This is a genomic window from Picosynechococcus sp. PCC 8807 (assembly GCF_001693295.1).
Taxonomy (GTDB): Bacteria; Cyanobacteriota; Cyanobacteriia; order Cyanobacteriales; family MRBY01; genus MRBY01.
In genome coordinates this window covers 364209-379571 of record NZ_CP016483.1, presented here as the reverse complement: position 1 = coordinate 379571, position 15363 = coordinate 364209, and the positions used below count along the sequence as shown (strand labels likewise).

Here is a 15363-nt window from a genome sequence, read left to right as displayed (position 1 = left end):
AGTAGTACTTAAATTTTATCGAGCGAACATAAACCTATGAAAGACCTGACCAAATATCGTAATATCGGTATCTTCGCTCACGTCGATGCGGGAAAAACCACCACCACCGAACGTATCCTGAAGTTAACCGGAAAAATCCACAAATTAGGTGAAGTGCACGACGGTGCAGCCACTACTGACTTCATGGAGCAGGAGCAGGAGCGCGGGATTACCATTCAATCCGCTGCTACAAGCTGTTTCTGGAAAGATCACCAGCTCAATATTATCGATACTCCCGGTCACGTCGATTTCACCATTGAAGTTTATCGTTCCCTCAAGGTACTCGACGGTGGTGTCGGTGTATTTTGTGGTTCCGGTGGTGTAGAACCCCAATCCGAAACCAACTGGCGCTATGCCAACGACTCTAAGGTTGCGCGGTTGATCTACGTCAACAAATTAGACCGGATCGGCGCTAACTTTTATAACGTGGTGAAGCAGGTAGAAAATATCCTGGCGGCAACCCCCCTGGTAATGACCCTGCCGATCGGTACAGAGAGTGAATTTAAGGGCGTTGTTGATCTGCTTACCGAAAAAGCTTGGATTTGGGACGAATCTGGCGATCCGATGAACTACGAGATCACCGATGTCCCCGAAGACATGAAGGATCAAGTGGCAGAATACCGCGAAGCCCTCGTCGAACTCGCTGTCGAACAAGACGACGAGATCATGGAAAAATACCTCGAAGGTGAAGAGGTCACCATTGACGAAATCAAGGCTTGTATCCGGAAAGGAACTCGCGAACTCGCTTTCTTCCCCACCTACTGTGGTTCCTCCTTTAAGAACAAAGGGGTACAACTGGTTCTCGATGCAGTTGTGGACTATCTCCCCAACCCGATGGAAGTAAATCCCCAGCCGGAAACGGACATTGAAGGGAATGAAACAGGCAGTTTTGCCATTGTTGACCCCGAAAAGCCCCTCCGTGCTTTGGCCTTCAAGATTATGGATGACCGCTTTGGGGCCTTGACCTTTACCCGGATTTATTCTGGCACCCTGAAGAAAGGGGATACTGTACTCAATACTGCTACTGGCAAGACTGAGCGGATCGGGCGGATGGTAGAAATGCACGCCAACTCCCGTGAGGAAATCGATGAAGCCCAAGCGGGTGACATCATTGCCATTGTCGGGATGAAGAACGTCCAAACGGGTCACACCCTTTGCGATAAGGACAATCCGGCAACCCTCGAACCGATGGTCTTCCCCGACCCGGTAATCTCCATTGCGATCGCCCCCAAAACTAAAGGCGGCAACGAGAAAATGGGGGTTGCCCTCAGCAAGATGGTGCAAGAGGATCCCTCCTTCCAGGTAGAAACCGACCAAGAGAGCGGTGAAACCATTATTAAAGGGATGGGTGAACTTCACCTCGATATTAAAGTAGACATCCTCAAGCGTACCTACGGCGTGGAAGTAGAAGTGGGTAAACCCCAGGTTGCCTACCGTGAATCGATCACCAAAGTCATCAATGACAGCTACACCCACAAGAAGCAGTCTGGTGGTTCTGGTCAATTCGGTAAGATTGATTACACTATTGAACCCGGTGAATCCGGTAGCGGCTTCCAGTTCGAGTCCAAGGTCACTGGTGGTAACGTTCCCCGTGAATTCTGGCCCGCCGTTCAAAAAGGTTTCGAGCAATCCATCGAGAAGGGTGTGCTGGCTGGCTTCCCCTGTGTTGACCTGAAGGTGACTTTGACGGATGGTGGTTTCCACCCGGTTGACTCTTCGGCGATCGCCTTTGAAATCGCCGCCAAGAGTGGCTACCGTCAAACTCTACCCAAGGCTGGCCCCCAAATCCTCGAACCGATCATGAAGGTGGATGTCTTTACCCCCGATGATTACGTTGGGGATGTGATCGGTGACCTCAACCGTCGTCGCGGCATGATCGAAGGTCAAGAGTCCGGTGCTACTGGGATCCGCATCAAAGCCAAAGTGCCCCTCAGTGAAATGTTCGGTTACATCGGCGATCTGCGTACCATGACCTCTGGCCGTGGTCAGTTCTCCATGGAGTTCTCTCATTATGATCCTTGTCCGAAGAATGTTGCGGATGAAGTGATCAAGGAAGCTAAAGAACGGGCGGAAGCAAATAGCTAACCCTTAAACGACGCTCTCCCACTGGGCGAGATTAGAACCAAAAAGCCGATTGGTGAAAATGCCAGTCGGTTTTTTCTTTGGTCGCCATCAACCCATTAAAAAAACTCTCCACTGAAACCCGGAGAGTTCTTTGATCAAACCTGTCAGTATCGCTGCTTAAATGCTTTGGGCCAAGACCGCCACACCAGCGACCACCATCATCACCCCAGCAATGCGGAAAAATTGAATCTGTTGACGACGCAAGGCCAGAAAAGCCGTTCCCATGCCGATGAGGTGTAGGCTCGCAGTCCCCGCCAGGAAACCGAGGGCATATTGAAGACCTTGGGCATTGGCAGGCATTTCAGCGCCGTGGGCATAGCCATGAAAAACGGCCAGCGCCCCAATAATGAGACTACTCCACAGCAACGGCAGACGGGTGCCAAAGAAAACAAAACAACCTAACAGTAGATCGGAAAAGATAATGCCAACCTCGATCCCTGGTACGGTCATGCCGACCATGCCGAGCAAACCGCCCACCAACATCAGTCCCAGAAAACTCAGGGGGAGTAAAAAACGCCCTTGCTTTTCTTCGACTTGAACGGCCCAAATTCCCACCGCTAACATGGCAACGAGGTGATCGAGGCCCCCAAGGGGATGTTGAAAGCCATGCCAAAAGCCAGCGGTTTCGTGGCCGCCAACGTGGGCGATCGCCACCGATGGCAGAAAAACGCAAAGCATCGCCCCAAGAAATAACAAACCGTGCCGAATGTGACGCTGACCCATGGTGTCGCTCCTTTGAAACATTCCAATTTTAGTGAACAATCCCACAGGTAATATCGCTTTGGTGATGAGTCTTAAAGATTCGCTTTATTCGGTAAAACTGCAAAATATAAAATATTAAGCCTTTGGGCGATCGCCCCAGAAAAGGGCTACAACTACGAAAAGAGATGAGGCCCAAGCTGCCTGTGTTGCTGCGTGACTGGCTCCTAAAAATTTGGCGACGATCGCCCCTCCCCGTAAAAATGATCGCTGTCCTGGGGGCGATCGCCTTGGTGGTGCGTTTAACGCCCTTCCTGATGCCCTTGCAAGCAGCGGATATTGCCCAAACCGATCAAGCCTTTCGCTTTTATGACCGCAATGGTTTGTTTTTGGGGACAGTCCTCAGCGCCGACCAAGAAAATACCTCTGTTGTTAGCCTCGATGAAATTTCGCCCTATTTTCAGCAGGCGATTATTGCGGCGGAGGATGGTGATTTTTACCACCATGGCCCCCTGGATCTCCAGGCGATCGCCAGGGCCACTTACCAAGCAATTAAACATCAAAAAATTGTCAGCGGAGCCTCGACGATTACGATGCAGCTTGCCCGGATGTCAGGCGATCACCCCCGGACTTTGAACGCAAAACTCCAGGAAATTTGGGTCGCCTGGCGGTTAGCAGCAGGCATGAACCGCCAAGAAATTCTCACCGCTTACATCAACCGTTTGCCCATGGGGGGCAATATCTACGGCGTTGAAGCGGCAGCTCAGATTTATTTTGGTGTGGCGGCAGCAGATCTTAATTTGGCCCAGGCGACTCTCCTCGCGGCCATTCCCAACAGTCCCACCTATCTCAACCCCTACCACTATTGGGACAATCTCAAACAACGGCAACGGTACGTGTTGGAGCGCCTCGTCGCCGAGGGTGAACTTTCTCCAGAACAGGCGGATCGGATTTTTCAGGAAGCCGTTACCCTGCAACCGCGTCACCAGGGCATTCTCAGTGCGCCCCATTTTGTTTTTTGGTTAACAGACCAGTTGGACACCAGCCAAAACCCCGTGATTCGCACCACCTTAGATAAAAATCTCCAGGATTTTGTTGCGGCACAGGTGCGCCAGACCGTTTTAAATTTAAACCAACATCATGTCCACCAAGGGGCGGCGATCGCCATTGAGAATCAAACCGGCGAAATCTTGGCCTATGTGGGATCTACGGATTACTTTACGCCCCAAGGCGAAACCGATGGGGTACAAGCCCGCCGGCAACCAGGCTCTACCCTCAAGCCCTTCCTCTATCAATTGGCCCTAGAAACCCGCACCATTCGCCCCAATACGATTTTGGCGGATATTCCCACCTACTATGCCATTCCCGACGCCAAACTCTATGAACCCACGGACTACGATGAAAAATTTTTAGGCCCGGTGCGGGTGCGTCTCGCTTTGGGAAATTCCCTCAATATTCCGGCGGTGCGGGTTTTAGAAAAAGTGGGCGTTGAGGCATTTTTACAACGTTTGCACCAATTGGGTTTTCAGTATTTAACCGAAAACCCCGACTACTATGGCTTGGGTCTCACCCTGGGGAGCGGCGAAGTAACCCTGATGGAGTTGGCCAATGCCTATCGCACCTTGGCTAATGGTGGGAAAAAAAGTGATTTGGTGAGTCATTTTGCTCATCCGGAATCAGCCATAACATCTCTCAGTGACTCCTCAACTTGGCAACTGATTACCCAGATGCTGAGCGATAAACAGGCTAGGGCGATCGCCTTTGGGGTCGATTCGGCGTTAAATTTACCGTTTCCAGCGGCGGTCAAAACGGGAACATCCTCAAATTATCGTGATACCTGGGCGGTGGGATTTAGTGAAAAATACACTGTTGCTACCTGGATCGGCAACTTCGATGGCACGCCGATGAATCAAGTGTCGGGGGTGACAGGAGCTGCACCGCTCTGGCGCGAAATTATGTTGCACTTGCACCAACAACGTGAACCCTCAGCATTTTCTGAGCCAGCGGCCATGGTCAAACGTCCTATTTGTGCCCTGTCTGGCAAAAAGTCCACGGGCCTTTGTCCTGTTATCGTCCAGGAATATTTTTTTCCGGAAGATCTAGCCGAGTACGAAACGGATTTAGATGACTTTTACCAGGAAATTAACGGCGAGATTCGTCTCGTGTTGCCCCCCGAATATGACCGCTGGCTGGCGACCCAAACGACCTTGGCGATGCCCCAAAACGGTTTAAAAATTCTGTTTCCCCAAGATGGCGATCGCCTCCTGAGCGACCCCAACAATCCCGGCCAACTGGTAATCCAATTTCAAACCAAGAACCAAGAGCCTGTGCAATGGCGGCTCAATGGCAATCCCTGGCAACCGGATGATCCCCAGAACCCGAAGTTACGCCTGACCCCTGGCCCCCAGACCTTAGAAATTCGTCAAGGCGATCGCCAGGATCAAGTCAACTTTTCCGTAGAAGTAGCCCCGTCCCAAACCACGAAGCGGGGATTTTCAGTGAATTAAATGCTGATGTTCTGTCCCCAAAAAGATTCTAAATCTCTTGTAAGTTGGATGATTTGCTGCAAGTAAGCCCAAAACAAACTAATTTTACTGACTGTGTTGTTTTTTGAAATTGCTTTCAAAGAAAATTCAACAATGATGTCAGTACTTATTTTTTTGATCCCTAGCATTTCCCATTGCTGAAAATCAGTGCATATCACCTTAGAGATGCAACATATCGTTGCCCCAGAGATGGCATTTAATCATCTTTTAATATAAAAAAGGCTCCAGAAAATAAATCTGTAAGCCTTGGCAGTACTCAAGTTTTGGTGATCTCAACAACCAGCTTGAGCATTTAATGATGTGTGGGAAGAAACATTAGCTTTATTGTAAACAAGCCAGGGGAAGTAAAGGCCATCGTTACAGAATATGCAACTGCTGTCGTCAATCTACAGGCGAGAAAATCAGGTTTTAAACAGAGATTGATTTTACGAAGTGCTTCACTTCTGTCTAAAATCAGCTCACCAATAGAATATTGCCAGTGACTACAATGGCACTGTCGTTATTTGAATAATCTTAGGAATGGTTAATGTAAAAAAAGTAGGTGATTTTTTTTCGATCAGGAAACTTGGACAGAAGGGCCTACAAATTCTTGGCTTAATTGGCTTATCCATCTTGGCCGAAGCACAGATCCAAGTCGGATTGGCCCAAAGTCCTGATAATTTGCCAGACGATGAAGCGGCAGAAATTCTCCAGGTTGGCATTGGCGGCACCCCTCCTTTTTTAGTGGAGTCGGTCAACGGTGACTTTCAAGGGATTGTGCCGGATATCTGGGAAACTATCGCCTTTGTGAATGGCTGGGAATATGAGTTGATTTTGCAAACGGAAACACAAGCCGCCCTGGATGCCGTGGCCACCGGGGAATTAGACCTCCTGGTGGGGCCGTTTAGTATTACCGCCGAGCGTTTAGAAGTAGTTGATTTCACTCAGCCTTTTTTCATTTCTGGACTAGGAGTTTTGCTGCCCGAAGAGTCGCCCCCCATTTGGGAACGGGTACGGCCTTTTTTCACGCGCACGGCCCTCTCCTCGGTGGGGGTTTTGCTGGTTTGTTTATTTTTGGTGGGTAATGGCATGTGGCTCGTGGAGAGACGCCATAATCCAGAGGAGTTCCCCAACCAGTATCTGCGCGGTGTGGGCAATGGAATGTGGTTTGCCCTGGTGACTCTGACGACGGTGGGCTATGGCGATCGCTCACCCAAAACCCCTTGGGGACGGTTTATCGCCGGAGTTTGGATGTTGATCTCTTTGATTGCGGTTTCTTCTCTAATTGGGGGATTGGCCTCGGCCTTTACCCTTGCCCTCGCTAAATTGCCAGAGGATGCAATCCGTGATCCTGGAGATTTACGCGGCACCCGCATGGCCGTTGTCCAAGGCACACAGGGGAAGCTTTGGCCGCCGAATATCGCGCCAAAGTTGTGCAACGCCCTAGCTTAGAAGCGGCGATCGCCTTAATGGAAGCCGACAAAGCAGACGGTGTAATTTTTGATCGGCCAACCCTGGAGTATTACCTCAGTCAGAATCCTGACTTACCCTTGCGGGTTGCTGACTTTAACCTAAATACCGAAAATCTGGGTTTTGTCCTACCCTACGACAGTCCCCTAGCCCTGCCCCTCGATGTGAGTATCGTGGCCCTCGAAGAAGACGGTACCCTCGTCCGCACTGCCCAAGACTGGCTCCAAGGGGAACTCAATTTAGAATAGACACTAGAGATAATTTGTTACCAACGGAGAAAAACAGCCCCTATGAAAATGCTTCACACCATGATTCGGGTTGGCAATTTAGAAGAATCCCTCAAATTTTATTGTGATGTGCTGGGGATGAAACTCCTGCGCCAAAAGGATTACCCCGGCGGCAAATTCACCCTAGCCTTTGTCGGTTATGGCGACGAAAAAGACAATACCGTGATCGAACTAACCTACAACTGGGACACCGATCGCTATGACCTCGGCAATGGTTTTGGTCACATCGCCCTCGGTGTGGATGATATCTATGGCACCTGCGAAAAAATCCGCGAGCTGGGCGGTAAAATTTCCCGGGAACCCGGCCCCATGAAGCACGGCACTACGGTAATTGCCTTTGTCGAAGATCCCAATGGCTACAAGATCGAATTGATCGAAATGAAAAAGGCCGCCGCTTAGAGCTGATTGATAAAGCCCCCCGGCCCCCAGTCTGGGGGAGATTTTAGGAGGCAGATCAACAGACTTCTTCGCCTTCACTTCGTTTATTGGATCTTGCCAATCTGGCGGCCCACAGCTTCGATTTCAGCGTAGTTTTCGTTGCTGGTCTGAATAAACTGGGTCGCCCCAAACAAATCAAGAATTTCTTTGTGGTCAGGATTATTGGGATCGAGTTGGAGCAAAGCCTGTTGCACTTTATCCCGGAAGCCTTCCCCATAGCGCTCGTCCACGTCGGGGGAAATGACCCAGTGATAGTCGTAGTAGGCGGGCGATCGCCAAATCACTTTTACTCTATTGGTATCTACTTCCCCGGCTTCGACGCGACTATTCCACACCTGCTCATTGAGCATTCCCAGGTCATAGGTACCCGCTTCGACCAGTTGGATGGTGGCATCGTGGGAGGCCGAAAAACCCACTTCCCCTTGGAAATCTTCAAGAGAGACTCCGGCTTGTTCTAGGTAGTATTGGGGCATCAGGCGGCCAGAGGTGGAAGATTCACTGCCAAAGGTGATGGTTTTGCCTTTTACTTGGGTTAAATCGGCGTCACTGGCTAATTCCCCCAGACCGCTATTCACATTGGCAATCAGTACCGAGTGGAATTCAGCGTCAATATCCCGTTGGGCGATCGCCTCAGCCCCAGGGACTTGCAATCTCGCTTGGACACCCGTCAACCCACCAAACCAGACTAAATCTAAATCTCCCACCTTAAAGGCTGTGACCGCGGCGAGGTAATCGGTGACGGGTTTATATTCTACGGGGACTCCCAGTTCAGCACTCAGATAATCCGCTAGCAGGCCATAGAGTCGCTGCAATTTTTCAGGATCTTGGTCGGGAATCGCCCCCGTCACCAAGGGTTGTACTGCCGTTGTTGGCGTCTCATTTTCGGTGGGGCTAGTGACATCCATAGTCGATGGAGCGGTACAGCCAAAAACACTGAGGGAAAGCAGACAGAGGGCAGACAGGAGCCGTTTTTTCATGGGTAATTTCTCAAGGGAAAGAAAAAGATTTATTCCCAACTTAAGATAGCAATTAATGTTTTCTCCCCCCAATGGCTTTCGTAATGGCATCTGCTTTGTGGCCCCTAATTTGGTTTTACGCTGTTTCTTTTTCCTGCGGGGTTTTGATGCTCCGTATTTGGCGATCGCCGCGACCCCGTCCTCTGGGATGGTTCTGGGTGGCGGGGTTTGTCCTCGTCCTCACCTGGGGAATGAACCTGATTTCGATGGCTTGGGCTGCTTGGTGGGGCGGTATCGCTTGGTTGCTGTTGATCCTCGTGCCATCTTTGGGCTTGCGGCAGATCCAGGGTCTTTTGTCCCGGCAAGATTTTCAGCGGGCTTACCAATGGGCTTTGTATTTGCGGTATCTCCATCCCTTTGATGGTTGGTGGGAACAGCCGCAGATCATTCGCGCTTTAATCTTGAGCCAACGGGGGCAACTCACCCCAGGTTTAAATCTTTTAGAAAAATACCAAGATCACCCCAGTTTTTTGGCCCGTCAGGCGATCGCCATGGATTATGCGATGCGGTTTGACTGGATGGGGTTGCTGGCTTGGCTCCGGGGAATGGCGCAAACCCCCCAAGAACCTTTGCTTTTGGTGTACTATTGCCGCGCCTTGGGGGAAACGGGTCAACTGTCGGAACTCTTACAATTTGTGCTGAAACCAGAAACCAAAGCGCAACTGTTGCGGGGGAGCGATCGCCGTCAGTGGCATTTGGTATTACTATTTACGGCGGCTTTTTGTGGCGAAATCAAGACGGTGCAACGGTTATTGACAGGCCCTCTCCGGGATTATGCCAAAGAGATCAAGGGTTTTTGGTTGGCGATCGCCCACTATGGGGCCGGAAGTGTCTCCCAAGGAAATGCCATTTTACAGACTCTCCAGGAGGACTCAAATAAACGTTTCCGCAATGCCGTCCAGATGCGCCGCCAACATCCTCCCCGACCAGCCCAATCGCTCCTCCCCATAAACGTTTATCCTGATCTGGCCCGCCTTAGTCGCCTGGTACGGCAGGAAACCCAAGAGCAGCTTTATCAATCCCTCGTAGGCCAACCACCTGCGGGGCAAAAGCAAATTTCGGTGAATTCTGTTTTAGTTGCCGTCAACTGTCTGGTATTCCTGGGGGCGATCGCCGTTAGCAGTCCCGAAAATCCAGAAGCGATGCTCCAGGGTGGTGGTTTCATTCCCAACCAAGTGTTGCAGGGGGAATGGTGGCGCTTGTTTACGGCGAATTTTATCCATGTGGGGCTGGCCCATCTCTTGATGAATATGGCAACCTTGGCGTTGCTAGGCCCCTTTGCCGAAAAACATCTGGGGCGATCGCATTATCTCCTCGTTTATTTAGGTAGTGGTTTCGGGGCGACGGTAACGCTGTTTGGGTTGGTGCTGTTGGCCCAGGGCTTTGACTACGAAGCATTTCCAGCGTGGTTGGCCTATCTCACTACAGAAATTCGCTATGGCTACCAGGTGTGGGTCGGGGCTTCTGGGTCGATTATGGGCATGATCGGGGCGATCGCCGTGGTGTTGTGGCAGGGATGGCGACGGTTTCACCTCGAAGCCGCGGGCAGACAATTTCGCTTGATTTGCTTAATTATTGTGATCCAGTTTGCGGTAGATCTAAGTTCCCCTAATGTCAGTTTTTACAGCCATTTACTAGGCCTCTGTTGGGGAGTTACCCTAACCCTTTTGTTGAGGCGAATTTAAGGGGAATTGCTTTTGGCAATCGAAACAGTATGCTTTTCCGTCAAAGCGAATTTTATTATTAAAACAAAACATTGCGACTTTTTTGGAAATAGGTTGCTTACAGCAATAGCAATAGTATTTTGTTTTCTTTGTCTGTTCTATTGAAACGGGGTGCTGATTGTCTCTTTCTCTAGAAATAGAAAATTTTTTATAGTAATCAAACTGGGAAGGTCGATGATAACTGACTAGGTTTTTCGCTATTTGCTGCAATGATTCAGATGAAATTATTTTTGTAATTGAACCAAGGGTTGTCAATATACTTTCATTATTGAGATTGTCTCGTGTTTGTTTATAAAATTCGTCTGACTTAATGACAGCATCTGTTTTAAAATCTTTTGCCTTGGGACGAATCACGCGAGATTTTGGCGAAACTAAAACATAGGCAAGAAAATGGGGTTGTAATGGTATTCCCAATCTTTTAGGTAGTATTTCTTCACCCTGGAGAAGGTTCTTTAAAACTTTGATGTGTCTTTTATTTTGCTCAATGGGAGACTCTATTGCCCTGTAGCTTTTCTGGAATGAAACTAAAAATTCGCCATGTTCTGTGATTTTGATGCCACGGGCATAATGTTTTGTTTCTAAGATATAAAAATCAAGAAATCTATTGATTAAGATATGGTCAATTTGAGCAACTAATCCATTATGTTCAATTCTAAGATCGTGAATAATCGCCCAGTTTGGTGAATTTTTATAATAAAAATCAATAAAATAAGCAGAATCCTTTTCTCCTTGATTACCAGAGGTGAGTCTCTTTAGCTCTGTTTTTGCCTGCAAAACTTTTGCTTCGGATAGATTAGATAAATTGATGATCGCTTTTAATTGTTCTACGCTTGAATCGATAGAATCTTTTTCTTTAATGATCATTTAGAAATAATTTGAATCTTGTAATTTTCTTTCGGATTAACCTTGCTCAGTAAGTAATTTTACTAGAGCACTCTTTTTTAGCTTACTATATCCTTTTAAGCCACGTTTTTTAGCCATTTTTTGGAGTTCTGCCTGGGTAAAAGTCGTAAGAAACTGCGGATCAATAATTACATCTGGCAGAGGTTCAGGGGTTGTGTAAAAAATTTCTTTGAAAATATTTAGTTTTTTCCCTCTGGTAATGCCGCATTTTACTTTTGTGACATCCATTAAATTTTCTTTCCAATATTGACGCGGAGCATTTTCAATACGTTCAACTGCATTGGCGAGCTTAACGCTGCCCAATTTCAGGGGATTAATTGGACGCTTCATTAGATAGTCCAGACCCACTTTGATTTCCTCCCTAGTTGCTGTTGCGAGGTTAATTTTAGCAAGCTTTTCTTGAGTAAGAATGCGGGCCGATTCTTGAGTTTCTGGGGAATCATCAGCAACAATACACCAAACTTTCGTCAATCCTGCTTCTTCGGCAGCAGCAAAAACGAAGCTATTCGCAATCACTTGATAAGATTCAGAACCGATTTGTTTGACAATTAAAGGAATCCAATTTCTATTTTCAGCATCATTAATGGCTTTGGCTGCTCCTTGAATCAAAAAATCATGGACTTGTGTATCTATCCCTGTACTGATTTCATCGAGATAGAGATGTAATAATGCACCTACTTCTTGTTTCATTAAATAAAATACTCCCGAACTAAATCACGATAATATTCCCGTGCTTTTTTACTTGTAAAAACTGCTGGACGATTAGAAAATGCAGCGGATGCAATGTGAGCATAGCTAGGCATCTCAAATATTTCGAGATTTTTGTGAGCTGGGCGATATTTAGGAAAAAAGAAGCGCATCAAATCAATTTGCTCTTCTTTTTTAGCTTGTTTAATGATTTTAGTAATTGCCTCTTGTGCTTGCCTTTTTTGAGTTGGAGTAATTGCTTCTCCATTAAAGAAAATTGGTAGGGGAACTGGGTCTGATAATTCTGAAGCGATTCCAAATTTTTCAGCATCTACGTCAAACTGCCTGCGTGATTCTCCCAACATAGGAAAAATTGTTTTCATGGCAGTAGCCGCATTTTTAAATGAAGCAATACCATTGTGTTTAGATGGCATCAGGATAACGTCGGCAGCAGCGATCGCCTCTTCGGTAAATCTATTTGTACCGGGAGGAGAGTCGATCAAAATATAATCATAATTATTTTTCAAAGGATTTAAAGATCGTCGCAAAAAGCTCTTGGTTAAATATTTAGTATATTGAGTTTGCTCTTGATGTAACTCTTCATCTACTGGGATTACATCAAACCCATATTCTTTTCCGCTTTTTGTTTTCAAAGTATATCTCGAAATAACATCTTGGATGTCATGGTTTTTATGATCTTGGAGATATTCTGAGAGTTTAAGTTTACCTAGTTTAACATCTAATAAATCTGTCAAGTCTTTCTGGTTAGGGTCAAAATCTACAACCAAAACTTTCTTGTCAAATCCAAGAGAATTGTCTGGCTTTCCCTGGGGGAGCGATAAAATACCTGCAAGGTTGATGACAGTCGTTGTTTTCCCGACACCGCCTTTATTATTGTAAATAGCAACGAACAATGAGCGTTTTTGATTATCGATATAATGCTTAATAAGCTTAATTTTTTCATCGATATTATCAGCCGTTAATTTTATATTTTTGGTGTAGGGATAAACGACTTTTCCGTGCCGTCGAAATAATTGAATATATTCTGCGTTGGTAATGATTCCCCATTTAGCAGAATGGCAATGTTTTGATTTTGGATGTAAATAACCCTTAAGTTGGCTGACTGTTTTTTTATAATCGTTAGAGCCAAAACTTAAATCAAGTTGTCTTTTTTTTAGTTCAATGAGTAATGATGGATTTGCTTTAGTATGACAAAAGATATCATCCCCATAATTTTTGCGAGCCGCTAAGTCAACTTTTGCTCCACCATTCCCGACTAAGTATTGGCTCTCAATTTCATTTAATTCAAATCCCAAAAAAGGTAAAATTGCGGGTCTCATTAACATTGCTTCAATTTGCGGCTCATTTGCATCGGGAGCTAATGACAACCAAGCATCTTTGAGATTGAGATTTGACATAAGACAGCATTATATTTTGAGGCTCAAGTGATTATCTTATCAGACTTTAAATGTTGGGATCTCATCACAGCGGCAACTCATGACTTTTATGAAAAATATGACTGCATTGCACCAACTGCTGCACGGCTTCCGGTTGCCAATTTCCCTCAATATTTCGTTGAGTTAGCACTAACAAACGCAGGCTGTAGTGGACTGGAAACCCTTCAATCTCCAGCCAGACCAAATCACTTTCTGCTTCGATGGCGATCCGTTCCTCTGGCATCAATTCCGAAGCAATACTTTCGACGGTATCGGCTAACTGCACCAACAAACGACAAAAATCTTCAAATTCTGCTGCGGTTAATTCCACAGCCCAATCATCGGCTCCAACCAAGCCCTGGAAAGTCCGGGTGGGGTCAGGATCCCAGCCTAACCGCCAACCCGTTCCTTTTTTGAGCGATCGCCCCATTTATTCGCCTCGATACTCCGGTTCACGCCCGTAAAGATAGACGAGGTAGCGTAATTTGCCAATGAGGTCATCACTCAGCATTTCCGGCTGGTAGCGCCAAGTCCAGTTGCCTGCCGCCACTCCAGGGGTATTCATCTTGGCCTCAGACCCCAAACCGAGCAGATCTTGGAGGGGGAAAACTGCCAGATTTGCCACGGAACCCAAGGCCAGACGGATCAGACCCCAATGAATTCCCTCATCGCAGAGGCAACCGAGGTAATCCGTGACCCGCGCCTTTTCTTCGTCACTGCGCTTGTCAAACCAGCCCACAGTGGTGTCATTGTCGTGGGTGCCTGTGTAGACAATGCAATTGCGATTGGTGTAGTTGAACGGTAGAAACGGATTGGCGCGATCGCTATCGAAGGCAAAGTGCAAAATCTTCATACCTGGCAAGCGATATTTATCCCGTAGAGCCTCCACGTCCGGCGTGATTACCCCCAGATCCTCAGCGACGATGGGCAATTCACCGAGTTTATCTTTGAGTAACGCAAAAAATTCGTCACCCTTAGCCTTGATCCAGCGGCCATTCATCGCCGTTTTTTCCCCTTGGGGCACCGCCCAAAACGCTTCAAAACCCCGGAAGTGATCAATACGAACAATATCGACATACTCCAGCATGGTTTTAATGCGCTCGATCCACCAGGCATAATGACAGCGTGAAAGGTGACGCCAATTGTAAACCGGGTTACCCCAGAGTTGGCCCGTTTCGCTGAAATAATCCGGTGGGACTCCCGCCATCCACTTGGCGGCCCCGGTTTCATAATCGAGACGGAAAATTTTCGGATGACCCCACACATCAGCGCTGTCGTGGGCCACATAGATCGGCAAATCCCCAAAGATTTGGATGCCCTTTTCATTGGCATAGCTTTTTAGGGTTGACCACTGGCGGAAAAATTCTGATTGGGCGTATTTGTGGAAAAAGATTTGATCAGCGAGGATCTCAGTCTGCTCGGCGATCGCCTTTGGGTCACGCCAAGCAAGGGCCGCATCCCAGTCATACCAACTTTTACCATCGTGGGCTTCCTTGAGGGCCATAAAGAGCGCATAATCATTGAGCCAATAGGCCTGCTCTTCGCAAAAGGTTTGAAATTCTTGTTTTCTCTCTGGGGTCGCCACCGCCTGGAAGCGTTTACAGGCTTTTCTCAGGAGGGGCATCTTAAAGGCGATCGCCTGATCATAGTCCACTCGATCTCTAGGGCAGCTTGGACAGGCCGCCAAATCAGCTTCTTCTAATAAATCTTCTGAAGCCAGCCACTCCAAATTTAACAGCATCGGATTGCCCGCAAAGGCCGAATAACACAGATAAGGAGAATTCCCAAACCCCGTTGGCCCCAGGGGTAGAACTTGCCAAACCTGCTGTCCACTATCGGCAAGAAAATCAATAAATCGATAGGCTTCTGGCCCTAGATCGCCGATTCCAAATCGACCCGGCAAAGACGTAGGATGCAACAGAACACCACTAGCACGACGTTGAAACATACGCAGATTACAAGCTCACAATTTTTCTCTACTGGCCATCCTAGCAACCGTTTCCCGTACAGCCGGA

The 15363-nt window shown here is 47.6% G+C and carries 13 protein-coding genes; 6 read left to right on the top strand and 7 right to left on the bottom strand.

Annotated features, from left to right (window positions below):
• Window positions 1-36 precede the first annotated feature (36 nt).
• On the top strand, window positions 37-2124 hold the full coding sequence (fusA, locus tag AWQ24_RS01800) for an elongation factor G (protein ID WP_065715831.1): 2088 nt from the start codon (window positions 37-39) through the stop codon (window positions 2122-2124).
• A gap of 156 nt (window positions 2125-2280) precedes the next feature.
• Here the strand turns inward: fusA and AWQ24_RS01795 are convergent, their stop codons facing one another.
• The gene (locus AWQ24_RS01795) at window positions 2281-2886 is read right to left on the bottom strand and encodes a HupE/UreJ family protein (RefSeq protein ID WP_030006116.1); all 606 of its coding nucleotides are present in this window, start codon (window positions 2884-2886) and stop codon (window positions 2281-2283) included.
• Between the two features lie 164 nt (window positions 2887-3050).
• Between AWQ24_RS01795 and pbpC the strand changes: the two genes are divergently transcribed.
• The 4 genes from pbpC (at window position 3051) to gloA (ending at window position 7543) form a co-directional block, all read left to right on the top strand.
• Window positions 3051-5369: a penicillin-binding protein 1C gene (pbpC, locus tag AWQ24_RS01790; RefSeq protein WP_083993471.1), complete on the top strand. Its 2319-nt coding sequence runs from the start codon at window positions 3051-3053 to the stop codon at window positions 5367-5369.
• Window positions 5370-6020: 651 nt separating this feature from the next.
• Complete coding sequence (locus tag AWQ24_RS01785; protein ID WP_232318851.1) at window positions 6021-6839, top strand: transporter substrate-binding domain-containing protein; 819 nt, start codon at window positions 6021-6023, stop codon at window positions 6837-6839.
• Window positions 6821-7105 carry a transporter substrate-binding domain-containing protein gene (locus tag AWQ24_RS16520; RefSeq protein ID WP_232318850.1) on the top strand — a complete coding sequence of 95 codons (285 nt, stop codon included), beginning with the start codon at window positions 6821-6823 and terminating at the stop codon, window positions 7103-7105. Before AWQ24_RS01785 ends, AWQ24_RS16520 begins: the two co-directional genes overlap by 19 nt.
• A 42-nt stretch (window positions 7106-7147) precedes the next feature.
• Entirely contained in the window at window positions 7148-7543 is a 396-nt protein-coding gene (gene gloA / locus AWQ24_RS01780) for a lactoylglutathione lyase (RefSeq protein ID WP_012305971.1), read from the top strand.
• Window positions 7544-7626: 83 nt separating this feature from the next.
• Here the strand turns inward: gloA and AWQ24_RS01775 are convergent, their stop codons facing one another.
• Window positions 7627-8559, bottom strand: a complete 933-nt coding sequence (locus AWQ24_RS01775) for a putative selenate ABC transporter substrate-binding protein (RefSeq protein ID WP_065715830.1) — start codon at window positions 8557-8559, stop codon at window positions 7627-7629.
• An 83-nt stretch (window positions 8560-8642) separates the two neighbouring features.
• Here AWQ24_RS01775 and AWQ24_RS01770 point away from each other — a divergent pair, with 83 nt between their 5' ends.
• Window positions 8643-10283 (top strand): rhomboid family intramembrane serine protease, encoded by a 1641-nt coding sequence (locus tag AWQ24_RS01770; RefSeq protein WP_065715829.1) that lies wholly within the window; start codon window positions 8643-8645, stop codon window positions 10281-10283.
• Here the strand turns inward: AWQ24_RS01770 and AWQ24_RS01765 are convergent.
• The 5 genes from AWQ24_RS01765 to malQ form a co-directional block, all read right to left on the bottom strand.
• Window positions 10257-11186 carry a nuclease-related domain-containing protein gene (locus tag AWQ24_RS01765; protein WP_065715828.1) on the bottom strand — a complete coding sequence of 310 codons (930 nt, stop codon included), beginning with the start codon at window positions 11184-11186 and terminating at the stop codon, window positions 10257-10259. The genes AWQ24_RS01770 and AWQ24_RS01765 overlap by 27 nt on opposite strands.
• A 36-nt stretch (window positions 11187-11222) precedes the next feature.
• Window positions 11223-11915 (bottom strand): Rho termination factor N-terminal domain-containing protein, encoded by a 693-nt coding sequence (locus AWQ24_RS01760; RefSeq protein WP_065715827.1) that lies wholly within the window; start codon window positions 11913-11915, stop codon window positions 11223-11225.
• A complete protein-coding gene (locus tag AWQ24_RS01755) occupies window positions 11915-13330 on the bottom strand; it encodes a ParA family protein (protein ID WP_012305966.1) in 1416 nt (471 codons plus the stop codon). The genes AWQ24_RS01760 and AWQ24_RS01755 overlap by 1 nt, the downstream gene beginning before the upstream one ends.
• A 64-nt stretch (window positions 13331-13394) precedes the next feature.
• Complete coding sequence (locus AWQ24_RS01750) at window positions 13395-13778, bottom strand: DUF1818 family protein (RefSeq protein WP_065715826.1); 384 nt, start codon at window positions 13776-13778, stop codon at window positions 13395-13397.
• Window positions 13779-15296 carry a 4-alpha-glucanotransferase gene (gene malQ / locus AWQ24_RS01745; protein WP_065715825.1) on the bottom strand — a complete coding sequence of 506 codons (1518 nt, stop codon included), beginning with the start codon at window positions 15294-15296 and terminating at the stop codon, window positions 13779-13781.
• Between the last annotated feature and the right edge of the window lie 67 nt (window positions 15297-15363).